The organism is Bradyrhizobium sp. (assembly GCF_019244115.1).
Taxonomy (GTDB): Bacteria; Pseudomonadota; Alphaproteobacteria; order Rhizobiales; family Xanthobacteraceae; genus Bradyrhizobium.
Genome location: NZ_JAFATE010000434.1, coordinates 1 through 19,886, shown reverse-complemented (window position 1 = coordinate 19,886; position 19,886 = coordinate 1). Strand labels below are relative to the sequence as shown.

The 19,886-nt window shown below is 59.3% G+C and carries 16 protein-coding genes and 2 pseudogenes; 12 read left to right on the top strand and 6 right to left on the bottom strand.

All coding sequences use genetic code 11. The features are described 5' to 3' along the window. Positions 1–357 precede the first annotated feature (357 nt). The gene (locus JOZ76_RS19155; protein WP_291700805.1) at positions 358–1,494 is read left to right on the top strand and encodes a DNA topoisomerase IB; all 1,137 of its coding nucleotides are present in this window, start codon (positions 358–360) and stop codon (positions 1,492–1,494) included. A 13-nt stretch (positions 1,495–1,507) separates the two neighbouring features. Here JOZ76_RS19155 and JOZ76_RS19150 read toward each other — a convergent pair whose 3' ends face one another. Then, on the bottom strand, positions 1,508–2,092 hold the full coding sequence (locus tag JOZ76_RS19150; protein ID WP_291700802.1) for a DUF6624 domain-containing protein: 585 nt from the start codon (positions 2,090–2,092) through the stop codon (positions 1,508–1,510). Positions 2,093–3,362: 1,270 nt separating this feature from the next. Between JOZ76_RS19150 and JOZ76_RS19145 the strand changes: the two genes are divergently transcribed. Beyond that, a complete protein-coding gene (locus tag JOZ76_RS19145) occupies positions 3,363–3,461 on the top strand; it encodes a hypothetical protein (RefSeq protein WP_291700824.1) in 99 nt (32 codons plus the stop codon). Here the strand turns inward: JOZ76_RS19145 and JOZ76_RS38285 are convergent. The 3 genes and pseudogenes from JOZ76_RS38285 to JOZ76_RS19135 all read right to left on the bottom strand — a co-directional run. Continuing rightward, positions 3,435–3,596, bottom strand: a pseudogene (locus tag JOZ76_RS38285) (NAD(P)H-binding protein); the annotation flags it as partial. The gene JOZ76_RS19145 and the pseudogene JOZ76_RS38285 overlap by 27 nt on opposite strands. A 37-nt stretch (positions 3,597–3,633) precedes the next feature. Next, on the bottom strand, positions 3,634–4,065 hold the full coding sequence (locus JOZ76_RS19140; protein ID WP_291700800.1) for a hypothetical protein: 432 nt from the start codon (positions 4,063–4,065) through the stop codon (positions 3,634–3,636). A 2-nt stretch (positions 4,066–4,067) separates the two neighbouring features. Then, complete coding sequence (locus JOZ76_RS19135; protein WP_291700797.1) at positions 4,068–4,718, bottom strand: MAPEG family protein; 651 nt, start codon at positions 4,716–4,718, stop codon at positions 4,068–4,070. Positions 4,719–4,745: 27 nt separating this feature from the next. On the opposite strand from JOZ76_RS19135, the gene JOZ76_RS19130 reads away from it, so the two are divergent. The 7 genes and pseudogenes from JOZ76_RS19130 to JOZ76_RS19100 all read left to right on the top strand — a co-directional run bounded on the left by JOZ76_RS19130 (position 4,746) and on the right by JOZ76_RS19100 (position 14,113). Next, entirely contained in the window at positions 4,746–5,327 is a 582-nt protein-coding gene (locus JOZ76_RS19130) for a TetR/AcrR family transcriptional regulator (RefSeq protein ID WP_291700795.1), read from the top strand. A gap of 662 nt (positions 5,328–5,989) precedes the next feature. Beyond that, a complete protein-coding gene (locus JOZ76_RS19125) occupies positions 5,990–8,119 on the top strand; it encodes a hypothetical protein (protein ID WP_291700793.1) in 2,130 nt (709 codons plus the stop codon). A gap of 1,050 nt (positions 8,120–9,169) precedes the next feature. After that, the gene (locus JOZ76_RS19120) at positions 9,170–9,433 is read left to right on the top strand and encodes a hypothetical protein (RefSeq protein WP_291700791.1); all 264 of its coding nucleotides are present in this window, start codon (positions 9,170–9,172) and stop codon (positions 9,431–9,433) included. Between the two features lie 1,365 nt (positions 9,434–10,798). Next, positions 10,799–12,221 (top strand): annotated as a pseudogene (locus JOZ76_RS19115) (IS1182 family transposase). 391 nt (positions 12,222–12,612) lie between these two features. Next, positions 12,613–13,083 (top strand): hypothetical protein, encoded by a 471-nt coding sequence (locus JOZ76_RS19110; RefSeq protein WP_291700789.1) that lies wholly within the window; start codon positions 12,613–12,615, stop codon positions 13,081–13,083. Between the two features lie 174 nt (positions 13,084–13,257). Further along, positions 13,258–13,422: a hypothetical protein gene (locus JOZ76_RS19105; protein WP_291700787.1), complete on the top strand. Its 165-nt coding sequence runs from the start codon at positions 13,258–13,260 to the stop codon at positions 13,420–13,422. 310 nt (positions 13,423–13,732) lie between these two features. Further along, a complete protein-coding gene (locus tag JOZ76_RS19100; RefSeq protein WP_291700784.1) occupies positions 13,733–14,113 on the top strand; it encodes a response regulator in 381 nt (126 codons plus the stop codon). Positions 14,114–14,694: 581 nt separating this feature from the next. Here the strand turns inward: JOZ76_RS19100 and JOZ76_RS19095 are convergent. Continuing rightward, positions 14,695–15,036, bottom strand: coding sequence for a hypothetical protein (locus tag JOZ76_RS19095; protein WP_291700782.1), 342 nt, complete (start codon positions 15,034–15,036; stop codon positions 14,695–14,697). A 218-nt stretch (positions 15,037–15,254) separates the two neighbouring features. On the opposite strand from JOZ76_RS19095, the gene JOZ76_RS19090 reads away from it, so the two are divergent. Next, on the top strand, positions 15,255–16,934 hold the full coding sequence (locus JOZ76_RS19090; RefSeq protein ID WP_291700780.1) for a P1 family peptidase: 1,680 nt from the start codon (positions 15,255–15,257) through the stop codon (positions 16,932–16,934). Between the two features lie 4 nt (positions 16,935–16,938). On the opposite strand, the gene JOZ76_RS19085 is transcribed toward JOZ76_RS19090, so the two are convergent. After that, on the bottom strand, positions 16,939–17,259 hold the full coding sequence (locus tag JOZ76_RS19085) for a hypothetical protein (protein ID WP_291700778.1): 321 nt from the start codon (positions 17,257–17,259) through the stop codon (positions 16,939–16,941). Positions 17,260–17,547: 288 nt separating this feature from the next. Between JOZ76_RS19085 and JOZ76_RS19080 the strand changes: the two genes are divergently transcribed. After that, positions 17,548–17,784 carry a hypothetical protein gene (locus JOZ76_RS19080; protein WP_291700776.1) on the top strand — a complete coding sequence of 79 codons (237 nt, stop codon included), beginning with the start codon at positions 17,548–17,550 and terminating at the stop codon, positions 17,782–17,784. Between the two features lie 615 nt (positions 17,785–18,399). Beyond that, positions 18,400–19,380 carry a lytic transglycosylase domain-containing protein gene (locus tag JOZ76_RS19075; protein WP_291700774.1) on the top strand — a complete coding sequence of 327 codons (981 nt, stop codon included), beginning with the start codon at positions 18,400–18,402 and terminating at the stop codon, positions 19,378–19,380. The last annotated feature ends 506 nt before the right edge of the window (positions 19,381–19,886 follow it).

The following is a 19,886-nucleotide window of genomic DNA, read 5'->3' as shown; positions in this document are numbered from 1 at the left end:
CGTTTGCGAAGCAGTACCGGCCCCGCGAAGGCGCAGTCGCGCGTTTTGTCGATAACCCTCGCGGAAGGGCGCCCCGGCCACGTGCTCGCCGCGCGGCGGAGCCGGCGAGACGGCGCAGTAGAGCGCTGAGCACGCACCCGCAGGGCCGATTTGCACTCGCCGGCCGTTGCACTTTGAAAACAGCCTTCGCAACGCGACCAGCTCGGATCGCGGCTGTCGGCGACCGCGTCGCACATCGGCCAAGGGCGGCTGTGAGACCTCAGTGACCTCAGGGGTCTCACGTCCGGACAACGCCGACTGAGGAACCCCAAGCATCCCTGGCGGTTCATAGAAAGTACGGAAAGGTCGTTTCTTTTGTTGGTCGATGCAGCGGACACCGCCCAAGTCATTGTCGATCCCAGGGAAGCTGCGGAGGCGGCGGGCCTGAGATATGTTTCCGACGCCCGCCCCGGCATCCGCCGAAAAAAAGCCGGGAAGGGATTCACATACATCCGCCCCGACGGCTCAAGGCTGACTGAACCTGACACCCTGCGACGTATCAAGGCGCTGGCCATCCCGCCGGCCTGGGCAGACGTATGGATTTGCCCTTTTGCCGACGGTCATATCCAGGCTACAGGACGCGATATCAAGGGGCGAAAGCAATACCGCTACCATGCCCGCTTCCGCGCGGTTCGCGAGAGCACGAAGTACGAGCATGTGGTCGCATTTGCGAATGCGCTTCCCTCGATCCGCGAAAGAGTACGCCAGGATATGGAGCAGCGCGGATTGCCGCGGGAGAAGGTGCTGGCAACTGTCGTGCATCTTCTCGAGACCACGTTGATCCGCGTGGGAAACGATGACTATGCGAAACAGAACAACAGTTATGGACTGACGACGCTGAAGAACCGGCACGTTGCAGTCGATGGGAACGAGGTTCGTTTCCGCTTCACCGGCAAGAGCGGCAAGCAATGGTTCTTGCGTCTCAGAGACCGGCGCGTCGCCAAAATCATGAAAGCTTGCCAGGACCTTCCGGGCCAGGAGCTCCTTCAATACGTCGACGAGGCGGGAAATTGCCAGGACGTGACGTCGACCGACGTCAACGACTATCTCAAGGAAATTACGGGCAAGGACATCACGGCAAAGGACTTCCGCACCTGGGCGGGGACTGTCCTGGCGGCGATGGCACTCGCTGAACTCGAAAGCTTCGACAGCGCCGCTCAGGCCAAGCGCCATCTTCGCGCGGCGGTCGAGAAGGTTTCCGCGCGGCTCGGCAACACCCCGACGATCTGCCGCAAGTGCTACATCCATCCGGACGTACTGAACTCCTACATGGATGGCAAACTCATCATCGAGCTGAAATCGAAAGCCGAGAGCGAGCTGCGCGGCGGCATGGAAGACCTGAAGCCGGAAGAGGCCGCCGTGCTCGCCTTGCTGCGCAGCCGCCTCGCGAAAGAGGCCGAACGGCAGCAACGCTCAGCCGCAGAAGGCGCATCGGCCCGGCGGCCGGCCGCCTGAAGGACGCGATCGACTACGAAGGTCTGCGCCAGCCGACTTCAATGAGCCACTTCTGATAGTCGTGTTCGAACCGTTCACGGTCGGCTGGCAATGGCTGCGGCTTTGCACGAGCAAGAATTTCAGCGAGAGGTTCGAGACCCACTGCGCGACGTCGTTCATCCACTCTTTCCGGATCCTCAATCGTGTAAGGCCGCATGTTGCCATTCGCGTCGGGCTTGAGCTGCGTGCCGTAGAGCTGCGGCCTGCCTTCGAACATACGAATTCTGTCCTCCAGCATGGCCGGCTGCCAGAGTGGGACCCTGTGCTCGCGCGCGGCCTCGTCAAGAAACTTGCGGCACGAACGCTGGAATTCCGGTTGCGAAATGGCGTGCTGAGCGATCAACCAGGCAGCCTTCGCGGCTCGTTTGCCGACCAGGCGCTCCGTCGGCCATCCGATCTGAGCTATGATCGCCTGGAGCCGCAAAGCATTGTTCTCGTGAACAGCGGCGATCCGTGGATCATAGCCTTGGTATAGCGCGCCCGATGTCGCCAGCTGGTCAGCGACCGTCCGGTCAAGTTCCGCCATGGCGATGAGTTCGTCAGCAATTCTGCATTCCATCCCGAATTACCTTGAGCAGGCGAGGCGCAGAAACGTGTTGCCGATTGGAGCAATCATCGCTCGAACGCGGTTGAGGACGAAGGGCGGTTCAGCCTGGGTCAAAGGCGGAAATCCGACGCCAAGCGTCGCGGGTCCGCGTTGCGCTGCCAGTAGATATCGTCCAGCGAAGCAGCAGCAATCGCGAATGGTGCCCAGGTTTTTCAAAAGCGCGGGAGTCACGTCGAAAAGGAAAGCCGCGCAACGCTTCATAAAATCGCTATGGTGCCCAGGGGCGGAATCGAACCCTCGCCTATCCAACTGAAAGTCCATCATTTTTTGAGTGGCAACTTTCCAGTGTACCTACCAGTGGACCCGGCGCTTTCTTCGCGGCTGGGAGGGTGCGACTCTGTGCCGCCATACCTAAGTGGTGTGCGTATCACGCGCTATGCAAAAGATATCAGTGCTGTGCGCTAATACAGATTTGTCTTGTGATTAACGTCCAATCCCCTTCGAAGGTGCAGGCGCACGTTCGAATCGTGTCGGGAGCGCCAATAAATTCAATAGCTTGCGCGGATTGTGGCCGACGCCCAAGAATCAAAACTCACCAAAGACTCACCAAGAAAATTCAGGCCTTAGCGTATCATCGGCGCTCATCGCGGATGAGATCGAGACGAGCCAGGTGAAAGGCCCGTAGGTTTCACGTGTCCACCGGCGAAAGCCCACAGGACCGGGCTGTCGTCAGTTCAGGTTTATCCCCTCGATAGGGGCCGCCTTGCGCTAACGGGTTAAGGCGCGAAGACATAGTCGTATGACTGAGCATACGACTGTGCCGAAGGTGTCGCGGCTTGAGGTAATCCAGACCGGGTCGCGACGTCGCTGGACGCTGGATGAGAAGCAGCGGATCGTCGCCGAGAGCTATAGCGGCACGCGGCAAGTCTCGGCCACAGGCGGCGGTATGGCTTGTCGACCGATCAGTTGTTCACCTGGCGGCGGCTAGCCCGCAAGGGACGATTGGGCGGGGATGCCGGGCCTGCGGCGTTTGCCGAAGCGGTCATCGTGGATCGAGAAGCGGCCGCAGCGGCGCTGCCGACTCCCGCTGGCGCGTGCAGACGCATGGAGATCGTGCTTGCGGATGGGCTGCGGGTCATCGTCGAGCAAGGCGTCGATGCCAATGCGCTGGGTGCGCCTAATCGGCGTGCTCGAACGGCGATGACGATCCCTATTCCGAGCGGGGCGCGGGTATGGCTGGCGACGGGCCGCACCGCGCAAGGGATTCGATGGGCTTGCGCTCCTGGTCCAGGAGACCCTCAAGCGTGATCCGCATGGCGGCCGCCTGTTCGTGTTCCGCGGCCCGACCAGGCAGGGTTCGGGCAATCAAACCGGAATCTAGCGCGCTTCCTTCGACCAGCGTAAGGCGGCCCTGGCCTGGTAACCCCGACCGAGCGCGGACAAGGGCGGTCACATCGTGACTGAGATCGAGCGCTCGCTTAAGTTTCAGCTGTCCCGTTCGCCCGGTTCCCCCGATCAGGAACAGTCTTATACTCCGTCTCCATAGCGGAAATTCACGGTAGGCGCTCGGCGTTCCGTTGATCGGAACGGCGCAAGGTCATTGGAGCCACGGGCATGGCGATCCATCCGCCGATCAACAGCGCGACGATCGCAACACGTGCAAGCACATTCCAGAGGATCACGTAGCTCGCGCCCTGATCGAGAGCTAGGGTTCCGCCGACACCGGACGCCACATGCATCACGACGAGCGATGCCACGGCCACACGAACCGCATCACGCGATGCCTTGAGCGCGAGGGCGGCCGCCACACTGAGTCCCAACTCGCTCGCGGCAAGCAGATAAGCGATGAAGAATTGCGAGCGATCGAGCGGTATGCCGACCATCGCCGGGATTGTGCCAGGAGCAACAAACAGCATTACCCCTGCAGCGAATGCGGCAACCGCATTGATTGCCAGCGCCGCGCGCAACAGCAAAGGACGCGGCATGCTCATTGACGCCTAAGGAGGCCTATGACGATCAGCACCTCGCCGATCGAAAAGATGCTGGGCACGAGCGTTGCGCCGGCCAATCCGCCCATTCGCCACCCCATCACGACAGACGTCGCGAGCAGGACGATCATGCTCTGCGCCGAACCAATCAAACCTGCGATCCGGTGCCGTGGCCCAAAATGATACCCGATCCAGAATATCCAGCGCGACAGGATCCAAACGGTGGTTGCTGCGAGCGACCCACGAAATGCCGTCTCAAGCGGATACAGCCAAGAAATCATCGCGATGCCCGCAGCAAAGAGCGGAAGCTGTTCCAGCGTATTCTGCAGCACGCGTTGATTGATCTTCAGCCGCTCGGAATCGCGCTCCGCGAGCGGATCGAACGAATCCGAGAGCAGCCGTTCGTGCGCAACGGATTCGATCATCAGGAGTAACGTAAGCGCCGATGCAAGCGCGATACTGGACACTGCGACCTCGCCGCCGGTCGTCGGCAGAAAGGGCGTGCGCACCGGGACCAGAAATGCAAGCGTCCAAATGGCCGCGGCAACCATCGCGGCGCACCCCATAACGATCACAGCGTAACGAACCGGCAGTCTGGAAACTTCAACCATGGTACTTCCGCACCCGTGCAGACAAGAGTATGCAAACACATGTATGCATCAATGGCAACCCCAATGATGAGCAAGGTACCACCACAGATCGGCCGGCGTTCCGACGCCGCCAAGCAGCGAATTCTCGACGCGGCGCAAGAGGTGTTTGCCGAAAAAGGCTATGAGGCGGCGACGATTCGGCAAATCGCCGAGCGCGCGTCGATCCACGCCTCGATGATCACGCGCTATTTCGAGACCAAAGACCAGTTATTCGCGCTGGCCTGCGAGACGCGCCTGAATTTTCCGGACCTCTCGCGCTTCAAAAAGGCGGAGATCGGCGATCGGCTCTCCGAAAAATTCGTCAGTCTATGGGAGGGCGATGAAGCTAACGGTCAGCTCCAGGCTCTGTTCCGCGCATCGGTCAGCAAGGAGGACGCGCGGAAGAAGGTCGTCAATATCTTTGAACGCCAGGTCTGCGCCGCGATCAAGACCATCAAAGGGATCGATCACGCCGAACAGCGCGCGGGCTTGATCTCCTCCTTTCTGCTCGGCATCGCCTATTCGCGATACATCGCGCGAATACCCGCCGTCGAAAGTCTGGCCACAAGCGAACTTTGTGCGCGGATCGCACCAATGCTGCAATTCATCATCGATCGGCGCGACTTTTAAGTCTCAGTCTGTCGCTCGAAGCAGAGGTCGAGCGCTTCTGAATTCTTCTACGGATTAAATGCCTTGGCAATTATATTTGGCGGCTTGATCGTGAGGACTTCGAAAGCTCGTGACGGCTGCCCGCCGTCCCGACAACGTGAGCAAGCACTATGAGTGCTCAAAAAAGGAACTCTCTAAGTTTCATGTTTGTGCCGCGCACCGTGACTGCTTTTGGCCCATGAGCGGCGACCCGCCCCATGCGAGTCCGGTTGCTGGGGCATACCGGACTGGATTTGCTCGCATCGAGTTTTCGCATTTTGACCCACCGGCGAATTCGTCCCGGCTCCATCAATCGCCAAAGCGGCATACGCGAGCTCCGTCGATCAGGGCTTGAGCTAAAGTCGTGCGACCTGGGTTGTCGGGCCCGACCAATTGCAACGGAGGCGGCTGGTTCGGCTCATCCAACCCGACCTTGGGGAGAGGCGTTGATTGACCCCCCTGTCCGGTTCCAACCGCGACCTGGATGTCGCCATTCGTAAATCCATAAATCGACATCGCTCACAGTGTAGGTTCCAACATCACAGGCATTCCGATACTACACGCATGTCGCATCGCCGTTACACGGAAGTGGTCTCTTTCCGATTGCATCATCACGCTGAAACCAAACCTTGGAACCCTGCGTCATGACACAAATCAATCATATCTCCACATTGGCTGCGGCACCTTCCGGCAGCACTGCGCCCGATTCCATCACACTAGCGAACGGTGACATCTGGGTCGCCTATACCAACGGGGCCGACTCCACGGGTTTGTCGGGTCAGAGCACGATCGTCGAATACGATCGTTCCGGCCATATCGACCACACCTATCAGATCGGCGGCTATGTGGACGGCTTGAAGTTCGATCCGGTCACCGGCGACATATGGGCGCTCCAGAACCAGGACGGCAATTCCACGCTCAGCATTATCGATCCGCAGGATCATACGGTCAGCAAACCCTTGTCTTATGCCGTTCCGTCCGCGACCAGCGGCTATGATGATGTCGTGTTCACGCACGGCAAAGTGTTCATGAGCTATACTAACCCGGCAAACCCCGGCGATCCGACCCTGGTGCAGTTGACCAACGGCAACGACCCGAGTGGTCTTCTCAAAGTCAAACCTATTCTGTCGTTAGGAGCGACCGGCATCAATCTCGAAACCGGCAAGACCGAGGTCATTCCCCAAAACGACCCTGACTCGCTGAAGCTCGCGCCCAATGGCGATCTTCTGTTTTCCAGCGGCGCCGACCAGGTCATCATCGACGTGCATGATGCCGGCACCCCGCATCAGACGGTGGCGTTCACAAAGGTGCAGGGAGTTCCAGCCGGCGCCGGCCTCGACGACGTCATCAAGGTTGATGCGAGCGCGGGAACATTCTATCTGTCGGACACAGCTGACAACCGCGTGCTCGCCGTCCACGCCACCGCTCTCGACCCCAATGATTATTACGCCTCGGTCGGCAACGCGTTCGGCGAAGTCGACCCGCTGACCGGTAAGTTCACCGTGCTAGTCTCCGCCGCCGACGCGCCAGGTTTCAAGTTCGGCAGCGCGCACGGCGCCGAGTTTGTCGCAGAACCCCACTCGGAAACCGCCGAAGTCGATCACATCTCCACCTTGGCTGTGGCGCCGTCCGGCAGCACCGCGCCGGACTCAATCACATTGGCAAATGGCGACATCTGGGTCGCTTACACCAACGGCGCGGACTCCACCGGTCTGTCGGGTCAAAGCACCGTCGTCGAGTACGATCGTTCCGGTCACATTGACCATACCTATCAAATCAATGGCTCCGTCGACGGTCTGAAATTCGATCCCTTTACCGGCGATATATGGGCGCTGCAGAATCAGGACGGCAATTCGACCCTGACCATCATCGATCCCGAGGATCACACCCTGAGCAAACCCTTGTCGTATGCCAATCCGTCCTCGACGAGCGGCTATGACGATGTCGTGTTCACGCACGGCAAAGTGTTCATGAGCTTTACGAACCCTACAAACCCAGGCGATCCGACCCTGGTGCAGATCACCAACGGAAATGACGCCGACGCCGGCCCCCTCAAGACCAAGCCGATTCTTGATTTCGGAGATACCGGGCTCAATCTCGAGACTGGCAAGACCGAGGTCATTCCCCAGAACGATCCGGACTCGCTCAAGCTTGCGCCGAATGGCGATTTGCTGTTCGTCAGCGGCGCCGATCAGGTCATCATCGATGTGCACGATGCCGGCACCTCGCACCAGTCAGTCTCGTTCACCCAGGTGCAGGGCGTGACCGGCGGCCTCGACGATGCGCTCAAAGTCGGCGCCACTTCGGGGACCTTCTATCTGTCCGACACCGCCGACAACCGGGTACTCACCGTCCACGCCACCGACCTCAACCCCAACGATTACTACGCGTCGATCGGCAACGCGTTCGGCGAGGTCGACCCCAAGACCGGCAAGTTCACCGTACTCGTTTCCGCGGCCAATGCGCCCGGGTTCAAGTTTGGCAGCGCGCACGGTGCCGAGTTCGTCGCGGACCAAAACTCTGAGGCTGGCCATCATGGCGATGGCGCTCAGGCCTTCGTTGACAACATCAATGATGGCTTCAAATTCGCTGATGCCGGCAATGCGGGCCTAATCGGCAACGAAGACACACATGCCGCTCAGTACAACTCCCTTGCGGATGCGCTCGCGCGGCTCCCTGCCGATGTGCATCAGGCAGGACAAAGCGGTTCTCACTTCGACGCCCCAGCAGCGCATGACGTCCACGTGGATTTTCACGCTTTCCATCTGTTGTAGTCGATTGACATAAACAGGCGCGCAGACGCGGGGGGTGCGCAAGACATCTTCCGCGTCTGCTCGATTGAAGCAGCGAGCGTCGTTTAGGAGGGCATCGATCTCCGTTGCTCCGATGGGTCCTGATCAGAATGTGCAAGAGGTCGTCCGTTCTGTTGGCACCTTGGCGGAGGGTCTCCTTCTGAGTTTGCTTTTGGCCCCGTCGAGTGACTTTCTCTGAGCAAACGTCGCGTCTTGGATGAAAACTGGGCTACGGCAAGCATCATTATCCCCTATTGTGATGTAAGTCGGAAAAAAAGGGCTAAAATCCCCTCAGGATCACAAACAGGGAAGCCTTAACGCTACACGAGCGGACGTTGCGCGATCCGATCTGCAATCCGAAGGCAAAGGTCAAACGGTCGAATCGTGTCGGGTGCGCCATAAATTCAATAGCTTGCGCTAATTTTGGCCAACGCCCAAAAATCAAAACTCAGCGCAGACTCGCCAAAAAAAATTATGACATTAGCGTATGATGAGCGATCGTTGCGCAGGAGAGCGAGACAGGCCAGGTCAAAGACCCGTACGATTTCACGTATCACCTTTCAAAGCCCGAGAGGCCCGAGGCTGTCGCCAGGTCGCAGCGCAGCGCCTCGCATGTCGCCTCTTGGGCCGAGCCTGCCGACGTGGGCGCTGCAGCAAGTCGGCAGCTATCTGGGGTACAGCAGCCCTAGCGCTGATGGCAGCAACTGACCCACTTCGGACCCGCGATTGGCAATCGGGAATCGTCATGGTTTCTCACTATGAATGCGTGAGTCGCAAGCTCAATACGGCTGGATTCTCATGCCTCGTCTCTCACATTCGATTTCAAAAGTCCGACTTGCTACTCTTTCTCTTACGGCTGCTGCGGGGCTACTCGTCACGGCCTATTTGGCCGTACTGCAGTGGAGAGTAGGCTCAATGTGCCGCGAGTTTCGTAGTGTCTATTCACCCACGGCAGAAAATCTCTGGTTCATCTGGCCGTGGATTGTCATGCTAATTTGTCAATGCGCCATGATGCGCCGGACGAACTTTGGAATGGCGTTCTATGCCTCGTTTGTTTTGTCCCTAATCGTCGTCTTAACTGAGATCGATGAGCTGGCTATCAGCTGGATTCAAGGGACAGGGCTCTGGATGCCGGATTGGGCATTTTGTGATCGGTGGATTTGGTTCGATTTAACGTTGTCTTTGGCGCTCCTAACAGGATACATCATTGCGCCCTTCGCGGGAGTGCTTGGGTTGGCCACGGTCTTTAACATTTCTTGGAGATGGTTGACATCCAGCCTGCTGCGCCGCGAGTGACGTCACGCGCGACAAGATACTTTTTAGTACCATCAACGTCGGTTTGTGTGCAGGTTTTTGGGCGCCGGCAACCAGGTGGCTCCGCACGCTCAATCGGCCGGCGTCCAAAAAGCGCCAAGGCACGAAGTCGCGGGAGTTAGGGCACCGTCGGAGCAGCGAGTGCTATGAGATGTCTCGACTTAGGAAAATTCGAAGAGTGGCGGCCTCGAATGCGTGCACAACTTAGGCGGTTTGGCACGATCATTGCTAAACAGGGGATTTAATCTTGTCGGCCCGTTTTCAAATAGTTGGGCGTGGCAGAAATAGCACATCCGGCAACTGCTGCGCGACTAATCGGTCGATCTGGATTCAGGGGCATAGTGCGGATCAATTTCTTGCGAGCAGAAGTGCCTCGGCGCTTTCAAAGCAAACTGGTTTGCGCTGTTCGTCAAGCCAATTTGTGATCGCGTTGTAGTCTGGGCAGACGTGGTTCGCCGTGAGACGGCCGCAGACGATCTTGCTGTTCTTGATCACGCGGGCAATACGCGCCTTGATCGTTGCACCCCCGCTCTCGCTGCCCTCTCTCCATCAGCTATCAGCGTCTCGGCTCTTGCCCCCGCGCAGCGGGCTGGAGCGCAGCGACTTTGTGCTTTGGCCCGACCCGGTCCTTCTGTGGGATCATGGCGTTCGTCGGCTGCTTAAGCACCGGCGGACTCGTTTTGCTCACCGCGGGACTTTCCGAGTCTGACCCACTGCCGACGTGAACTCGTCATTACAGCTTGCACACGAGTGCGGCCTGCCGGTTCACGTGCCGACCGCCGCCTTCTTATCGGAGCGTTTCACAGGTTGGACCGTAAGGCGAATAGCCACTTTGGTCGAGCCGTCGAAAACCTCAAGGACATTGCCGCAGTGCAGGCAACGAAACTCGCCCTTCGTTCCCTTGACAGTGATTAGCTCAATGCGGCGGTACCCGGCATAGCATTGGGGACATGTGATATCGGACTTGATCATCCGCGAACTATGCTCGCGGAAAGGCCTACGTTCCAGCGGCCAGAAACGAAACAGCGCCCCGGAGCGGAGTATGTTCGCTCGGGAAGCGCTGGTATTTCCACGGCTGGTTGCAATTCCAGCAGCAGTATTGTCTCAAAGTTGTATGAAGTTTCGATTACAATGATTCTGCGCCTCACTCAAATACCTTAGGTTCGAAAAGCAACGCCTTCTCGGATCGGGCTCTTCAAATTATGTTTCCATGGGACTTTGTAGGTCCGCAGCCGCGCAAAGACAGGTGTCTCGGCCCCAGATCATCTCGATCGTCGGTTGTGACCCTGGCTGTGTGAAAACTCCGTACCTGCTATGATTCCCGCGCTGAATCGTCGGGGGCTGGGCATGACGCGCTTCGTTCAAGGAACTGATCGCGGGCAATCGGCTTTGTTGCCGGAATGCCTGGATGACTCGGTTGCAGATGATAATCCGGTTCGCGTGATCGACGCCTTCGTTGCGGCCCTCGATCTGGCTGAACTTGGGTTCGGCGGCGTTGAGCCTGCCGGCACAGGCAGGCCGTCGTATCATCCGGCCGCGCTCTTAAGGCTTTACATTTACGGTTATTTCAACCGTATGCATTCGAGCCGTCGGCTCGAGCGTGAAGCTGGCCGCAACGTCGAAGTGATGTGGCTGCTCGCCCGGCTTGCGCCCGATCACAAAACGAGCGCCGATTTCCGTAAGGACAATGGCCCCGGCATCAAAAAAGTCTGCGCGCGCTTCGTCGAGGTGTGCAAGATGAGGTTGCTCGCAACAGCCAGCGTCGCCATCGACGGCAGCAAATTCAAGGCAGTTAACAATCGCGATAAGAACTTCACGCGCGCCAAAGTCGAGCGGCGGCGCACGCAATTGGAGGAGAGTGTTACGCGCTATCTTGCTCAGCTCGATACCGCCGATCGGCAGGAGCCGTCGGACACGCTGGAATTGAAAAAGACGCGGATCAAAGAGCGGCTCGAAAATCTGACCGTTGAAATGGCGAAACTCGCAGCCATTGAAAAACAGGTTCTGGCGTCGCCCGATCAGCAGATATCGTTCACCGATCCCGACAGCCGTTCGATGGCCACGAGCGGCCGTGGTTCCGGCGTCGTCGGCTACAACGTGCAGACGGCGGTCGATACAAAAAGCCATCTGATCGTCGCGCACGAGATGACAACAAGCGGCTCAGACCGGTCGCAACTTGCAAACATAGCCCGGCGAGCCAAAGCCGTTCTTGAGGCCGACACGCTCGATGTTGTCGTCGATCGCGGCTACTTCAAGGGTGAAGAAATCCTAGCGTGCGAGCAATCTGGCATCACGGTGACGCTGCCCAAGCCGATGACATCGGGTGCGAAGGCTTCGGGTCGCTTTGCTTATCTGCCAGACGAGGATGCTTATCGCTGCCCGGTTCGGCGAGAAACTCAAATATTACTATACCAACGAGGAAGACGGTCAGAAGCTGCGCAACTATTGGACGAACGCCTGCAAAACCTGTCCAGTCAAATCGAAGTGCACGCCGAGCCCGCAATGCCGTATCAAGCGATGGGTGTACGAGGACGTTCTTGAACGCGCTCAGGCGCGGCTCGACAGGAATCCAAACGCCATGCGCACACGCCGCGAGACTGTCGAGCATCCGTTCGGTACACTGAAGATGCGCATGGACGCGACGCACTTCTTGTGCGTGACGCTGCCAAAAGTTGCGACCGAGATGGCGCTGTGCGTGCTCGGCTACAATCTGACACTCGTGCTGAACATCGTCGGGACGAAATCGCTGCTGGCGGCGGTGAGGGTATGATACGGGGCGCTGGCGCGCGCCGTTGCGGTTTATGGGGCGCGTGAAAGAGCCCCGACATGGCCGTCAGGATGAGTTCTGGTCGAGTGGCCGCTGCCCAAATCGATCGGATCGCGGTAGCCTGAGTTCGACCGCGCCGATCCGCGTGATGCAACAGCGTTTTTACACGACCAAGACCCGTTGCCGACATCGCTGGACTACTTTGATTTTGGCCGGTTAAGCTTGTCAAATGCCAAAGCTCCGATTGGCCCGAACCCTTGCGGACATGCAATCACTGCCGTAGGTGCTGTACATTGACCTCATTAGCCCGCTTCGATAGCGTTACGTTTCGTAGTGGGAAGCACTGAATAATGTCGAGACAATCTGTTCTGGGGCTTGGAATTTGCGCTGCGCTTTGCATACGGCGCTCGCAGAAAGCGCTTCGATCGTATCCATCCTAACCCCGCGCGGCGTCCAACAACCTTTCTTCCTAATCAAACCAGACCATGCGATCGCATCTGTTATCCTGTTTGCCGGTGGCGAGGGTGTTCTCAGACTGAACAGGGTGCCGCCTCCGGACGTGGGCGCCGACGCGCTCGTCAACGGAAATTTCCTCGTGCGCAGCCGTGAGAAATTCGCCGGGCACGGCTTCGTGGTGGCGGTCATCGATGTCCCTTCCGATCATCAGGGTGGGATGAGCGCGGTTTTCCGCGTCAGCCACGATCATGCGATCGACATCGGCGCAGTCGCCGAGTACCTGAAAACCAGGCCGACGTGCCGGTGTGGCTGGTCGGCACCAGCGCGGGCAGCTGGTCGGCCGTCGCCGGGGCCATCGCTGCCGGCCGCGACAGCATTGCGACCGGCGCGATCGATGGCCTGGTGCTGACGTCGGCTGTGACCCGCATTGCACGAGGCTCGTTCCTCGGGAAAAATTTCCCGGGCTTTGCCAGGGATTACCCGGACGGCGCGATGGCGCTATCCGAGATCAAGGTGCCCACGCTGATGATGTGGAACAGCGATGATGCCTGCGAATATAGCCCGGCTCTCGAGGCGCGGGTGCTTGCAAGGCGCGGCCAAGGTCGACATCGCTCTGCTCAACGGCGGCAAGCCATCGAAGTCCGGCGAGTGCGACGCTTATGCGGCGCACGCCTATTACGGCATCGAGACAGAGGCCGTCGACCGGATCGCCCACTTCATCACGGCCAACATCAAGCGCGGGCCTTGATGCGTCGGAGCAGAGATGCTCAAGCATTGCACGCAGCGAGCTGTGCGGTGCAAGACTTGCCAAGTACTCCGACGTTCGCTGTTGGCCCGACGGATAAATCATCACGGCCGGCGCCTATGTCTGCTGTCTGAGGTGATGCCGACCAGATTTGCTCGACGTGAGACTTTCGGCCTGTTACCCTCAACGGACATTCGCCGGTAACCGCTCGGCCCGGGCCCCTGTCCGAACCGGCGCCGGACAGCGGAACCAATTACACTTTTGAACGTTTCTTGGCGCAAGCGAGCAATTCGTCAGTGCCGACGAGGGGGAAATGTTGCCGCAAGTTCCTACGGTTCTCGTCATTGAGGACGAGTTTTGGCTGCAGGCCGATCTAGAGAAGGTGCTCACGAATGCCGGTTTTGGCACTGAAATTGTGGCTTCGGGCGAAGAAGCCCTACCCCTCTTCATTAGCGGCAGCATCATCTGCCAGGCCTTGGTTACTGATATTCGCCTACGTGGCACTCTGAGCGGCTGGGATGTGGCACGGCGGATCAGAGAAAAAGAACCCTCCTTCGCCGTGATATACGTGACCGGAGCGCCGGCAGAGGAATGGTCCTCGCAAGGCGTTCCGAATAGTATCCTCATATCGAAGCCCTTCGCGGCGGCGCAGCTCGTCACGAACCTCCTCAACAGCGGCACGCCACCGACCTGAGTTCACTTCAACTGGCTGCGGCGACATCGGAGCCGGCGCAACCACAGAGACTGTTGTGTCCGCCCGTGTCGAAGGTGTGCTGGTGATTCACCGCCTATCACACCGACCTAGCTGCCCGACGTGATCGACAATCGCTGCCGGATCGAAAGGCTTCTGCCATAGTGTTACACCCGCGAAGCGCTTCGGAATGGTGTCAGCTTCTGAATGAAGACCGGCCGACATGGAACGCAGCTAGACCGCATCTGGCTTAATCCAGACGGTGCGAAAAAGAATACCGCAAAAGTTAACGCTGGTTAAGGCAGTCCAAGAACTCTGGGATGTATTTTTGCCCTATCACCGCGCGGCTCTTGGCTCTTACCGGTGATGAGAACGCCAGTTGCGCTCCCGCCTACTCAACAGGGGAGCAGCCGATGATGAAGCGGCGTCTCGAACAAACCAAATCCCTGAAAGACCGGCTCGCCTCGTTCGCGAAGGTTTTGCGCGAGAAGGCTGTAGTCATGCCTCCAAGCGCGGAGAAAGACGACCTTCTGCGGAGGGCGCGTCGGGCCGACACGGCCTCCCATTTGGATGAATGGGTCCATTCACGAGGGTTGCAGCCGCCGACGTAAGGGACTCTGGGAGCCCTTCACTGCTTCCTTAGCAAGCCCCGCCTTCTTGCGTTCCAGGGCCTCCAATTGCTGCTCCACGGCGGTGAGAGCAGTCCTCAGGGTCGCGCTACGGTCCTGCGCGGCGCGCTGGGCCGCCTCCGCGCGGTCCAGCTCGGCGTCGTCGCCGGTCAGCGCTGCCTGCTTGGCTGCGTCCGAGTGCCGCGCAACAGCCTGTTCGAATTCCGCGAGCTTGGCCGAGAGACGTTCGCAGTTGGCGGTCGCGGCGTCGATGTCGCGTTGCACCGCCTTTTCGGGGTTAGATTTGAAGATAGCCATTTGCTTGCGCACTCCTGTTTCGGGGTGCGTCTAAGCCGGCCTTGGATGCATGGCGCGCACCTTTTTCCAACGAAATAGAAGCGGGCTCTCCTACGTGCAACTAGACGCCGCACAACTAAAAGGGGCGTCTATCATGATGGTTGTATTGGAGTTTCCTGCTATGCTGGCTGGGCGCTTGCGATTTTGACGATGTGACGACAAGAAAAGGACGCGCGCCCATGAACGCCTCATCGATAGCGGCCCGGATGGCCGCCGCTTGGATCCTTGCCGTCGGATTTTTCGACAATGTTGCGTCCGCGGCCGACCAAGCCAATCTTGTTCCCAATACCGAGATCACTGGCCCAGTTTTGAAGTTCGATTGGCCCGCTATCGAGATCGGCGTAGGCTCCTACGAAGAGGGTCCGACCGGCCTCACGGTCATCCGATTCCCGAAGCGCGCGTCGGTGACAGTCGACGTCCGTGGTGGCGGGCCGGGCACAGTGAATACCGACCTGCTGAGGCTTGGTTACGGCGGTCAGTTCATCGATGCCATTGTACTTTCAGGCGGCTCCGCCTACGGCGAGGAAACCATCACGGCGGTCGCGACGGGTCTTAAAGACAGCGGCATTCGTTCCGGCGACTTCTTCGATGTTGCCATCGTGCCCGGTGCCATCATCTACGATTTCGGCGGCCGCCGCTTCAACGAGATTTACCCCGACAAGCGGCTGGCGCAGGCAGCGCTTCATACCTTGCGGCCCGGTGTGTTTCCGTTGGGCGCGCAAGGCGCCGGACGGATGGCCATGCAGGGCAGTTATTTCGGCTGCAACGTTCATTCTGGGGAGGGCGGCGCATTCCGCCAGATAGGCGCCACCAAGATCGCCGCTTTCACGGTGGTGAATGCCGCGGGCGCCATCACCGACCGCAATGGCAGACTGGTCGAGTGCAACAAGGCAAAATACTGGGGCAACCTCGCGACGACCTCGGAGCTGCTGCGGAATTTGCCGCAGAGCCTGGCGCCAGACTGGAAGTCGGCGAATCCGCCGCCGGATGAGGGAGGCACCAGAAACACCACGATCAGCCTGATCGTGACCAACCAGAAGCTGGATCCTGCTTCGCTGCAGCGCCTCGCCATCCAGGTCCATACCTCGATGGCCCGAGCCATCCAGCCATTTTCAACGCAAAACGACGGCGACACGCTGTATGCGGCTTCGACCCAGGAAGTTGACAACAGCGAGCTCAGCGCGATCAACTTGGCGACTATCGCTGGCGAGACCATGTGGGACGCCGTGCTGGCGAGCGTTCCTGAGAACGCCGTGTCCGTTCGGCCTCCGCAACAGCCCGCGTCCGTGACGCCGGAGCAGCTTGCCGCCTACGCGGGAACATACGAATTTGGCTCGATGCTAAGTGGAGCTTTCGGCGGACTGGGTGCCGATGTCCGACTTGAGGATGGCCAGTTCAAGCTCGCACCGATCGAAGGGCTACCAGCAGCGCGCGCCGGCATCTTGGCTGGTGACGTCGTTACCCAACTTAATGGCGAAGCTCTCAAAGGCTCCTCCCTCAACAGCGTGGCCGGGAAGCTGCGCGGGCCACCCGGCAGCGCGGTCGTGCTGACGATCGCTCGCAATGGGCAGGATCAGCCAATCGATATCACGGTGGTGCGCGAAAGACTCTCGCTACGGGCGTTGCTGCGCGTCAAGGTCGAGGGCGACGGGCTCTCAGTCGAAGCGATCGGTGGGCGCCGGGTGTTTGATTTCGAAAATAGTAAGCCGGCAACATTGATTCCACTGTCGAATACAGAGTTCTACACGGACGGCCGCTACGCCACCCGCATGGTGTTCGGCAGGGACCTTGCAGGGAAAGTAACTGGCGCAATCCTCAATCCCGGACGCTGGGAGCAACGTGGAGCAAAGATCGATTAGAGCACTAGGTGGTCAGCTTCGTCTCCCAAGGCAGCCCCGCGAACTGCTGCTTACGCGCCTTCAGGCTGACGACGTTCACAAGCCAGCGTTCGCCTTCACGGCGACCCTCGACCAGACCGCGGACAACCCATTGCCGGGCGGTTTCATATTCTACGCCAGCGTCAATCGCGGCGGCCTTCAAGGGCAGCCACGATGCTGGCGGTTGTTCGAGCTGGGCCACTCGGGCCGCCAATTCGGCAGCCATCCGCTGGAGAGCGGCAATGGCAGCCTGGTAGTCACCGGCCTCGGAGGCCGCGTCAAGCGACAGCTCAGTCATCCGTGTCATTGCCTAGCGTCCTCCTTGTTCCATGAGGGTGCTGGCCAGAGGCAGGATCTCGTCCAGCACCGCATTAAGCTCACCCCGGATGATGGCTTCAGGGCAAACAACCGCACGGGCGCCGTACGCGATTAACCCATGTACTTTTGCTGATCGGTTGGCTGATTAGATTAAGACTGCAAGAGGATTGCTAGACCACCTGGGACCCGACGCTAGCTTGCGGCGCGCCGCGCCGGACAGCTTGCCGCAGAAGCTATCTTGCTTTTTTCCGCAATCGATTTGGTCGAGGAGTCCGGTATGGGTACCTCGCCATCAATGATGCCCGACGTGAGCGATCGCGATACGTATCTTGTATTGGATGATTTCGGAAGTCGTCTAGGCCGAGCGTGGCGCGAGATCGACGAACACAGCTCCGACTCCGATACGCTGATACGCGACCTGTTCGCAGGCGAGTATGTGAAGCCGGCCCGCATCGTTGCCTTCACCACTGCCGAAAGGCTGGTCCCGAGACGTGACTATCGATATTGCGGATGAGTTGCGAAGACGGTGTGTCGAATACGACGAGATACCGGAGACGGTTCTGCAATTCGTCGAGGCAGCCGCTCGGCAGCGCTAACGGATCGGAGCCTTACCTTTGTTCTTCTGCTTGCGCTTGCGCATATCCGCTTGGGAACGGAAGGATGTGGCGAGAGCGCGAAGGTCCGCGGCCCGGTCTGGCGAGCCGCCTGCTCAGCACTATCAGCTTGCTTTCGGAGGAATATCCTCTTCTTTACCATTCGCGTAGGACTATCAATTCAGGTGAAGTTTGTTCTGGATGTACCAGCGCATCTCCTGGGACATCGCGTTTCTGCTGTGGGGCGCGGCGAAGATTTGGCACGGGACGAAGCTGACGCGTCAAACGAACAACACGTACTCGCGACACACGCTCTGAGGGAAACCGGACAATTTCAGCATGAGCCGGCACGAGTCATGTGTGTGCACCGATCGCTAATGTGGGCGCCCTCAATCCACCGTGTTGATCGATCGGAACGCATCCCGCGTTTCAGCGTTGTGCGTTGCGCAGCGATGCCTTCCCAGACCTGTTGTTCTGATCTGCGTTCCGGAAAGCAATGATACTCGCGCGTGCCCAGCTCCGCGAAAGCGTTCGCCATGGCTTTTGACCCGAATCAAACATTATCGCCCGGCAACTTTGGCCGGACTTCCAAGTTGCTGCTTTCGCTGTTCCTGTCGACGACGATGGCTGTGAGCGGATCGCATGCACGCGCCTCGGACGTTGGCGACGCTCCCGCGGCTGTGCACCCCCCAGGGGAAACCCGCCTAGCGGACGAAAATGGTGAAGCGAAAGAAAGTGACGCAGCGCAGCGCAGCGCTGCGCCGACGACGCCGGACTTTTGCGAGGCACTCGCCACGGCAGCAACGACCAATGATCTGCCCGTCGATTTCTTCACGCGCCTGATTTGGCATGAAAGTCGGTTCAAGCCGGATGCGGTCAGCTCGAAAGGTGCACAAGGGATCGCTCAGTTCATGCCGAGAACCGCGAGATTGAGCGGGCTCGCAGACCCGTTCAATCCGTTCGAAGCCATTGCAAAGTCAGGCCAGCTCTTGCGTGAGCTGCGCCGTGAATTTGGCAATCTCGGCCTTGCGGCAGCCGCGTACAATGCAGGATCTGGACGGGTTCGCGACTGGATAGGGCGAAGACGTCCGCTTCCGCTGGAAACGCGGGCTTATGTCCGGCTTGTGACCGGTCGCTCGATCGAAGGATGGACCGGAGGCCAGACCGACCCGGTCGAGATGCCCTCCGCCGAACCCGTGCCGTGCAATCTACCAGGCATGACCGTGAGCCGGTCTGGACCCGATCTATCCCCGCGGCGACCTGAAACCATCAAGCCTTGGGGCGTGCAAGTGGTCGGCGGGCCAACGCCTGCCAAGGCGCTCGCCCGCTACCGAGAATGGCTGCCGAAGTACGCGGCCGTCGTTGGCGACCGCGAGCCTCACGTGGTCGCCCACGGGATCGCCGGCCAGATGGGCGCCGCGCTGGTCCGGGTCGGCGAAGAAACGCGGGCTGGGGCCGACAAATTATGCGCGGCGCTGCGGGCCGCCGGTACGTATTGTGACGTGCTGCGCAACTGAACGCGTACTCGCCGGGGAAGCGAGGATTGCCGGTTTGTCGGGCTCTGCGAGTCGTGACTTCACCTCAGTCTTCCAGCACTCGAAGCGATGCGCTGGATCGATCCAGCGAGGCCGCACTCCAAGGTCAGCAACGACGAAAGTCGCTCCTGCTTTTGTCATCTCTGCCATTTCCGATGCGTTCAGCCCTGTCGAGACACGCTGTGCGCTTGAGACATCCTTTTCATCCCACAGCTCCTCGAGCGAGATTCGTGATCACTTTCTTGGTAATGTCCATCTCTCGCTCGACGTTCAGCTTCACCGCCACAAGATAGAGGAAGCCGCGCCCGAGATAACCTTGCGCCCGAGAACCCGCCTTTAGCCGTCTCGCCCTGGCCAATTAGGTTCTTGAGGGATAGGTTGCTCGTGATCCAGTTCACAACCCCGCAATCCTTTTTGTGATGTTCTTTGAACCGGAGGATGGTGGTCCGCGCCTTAATCAAAGAGAGATCCAGAGCGACATCCTCCAC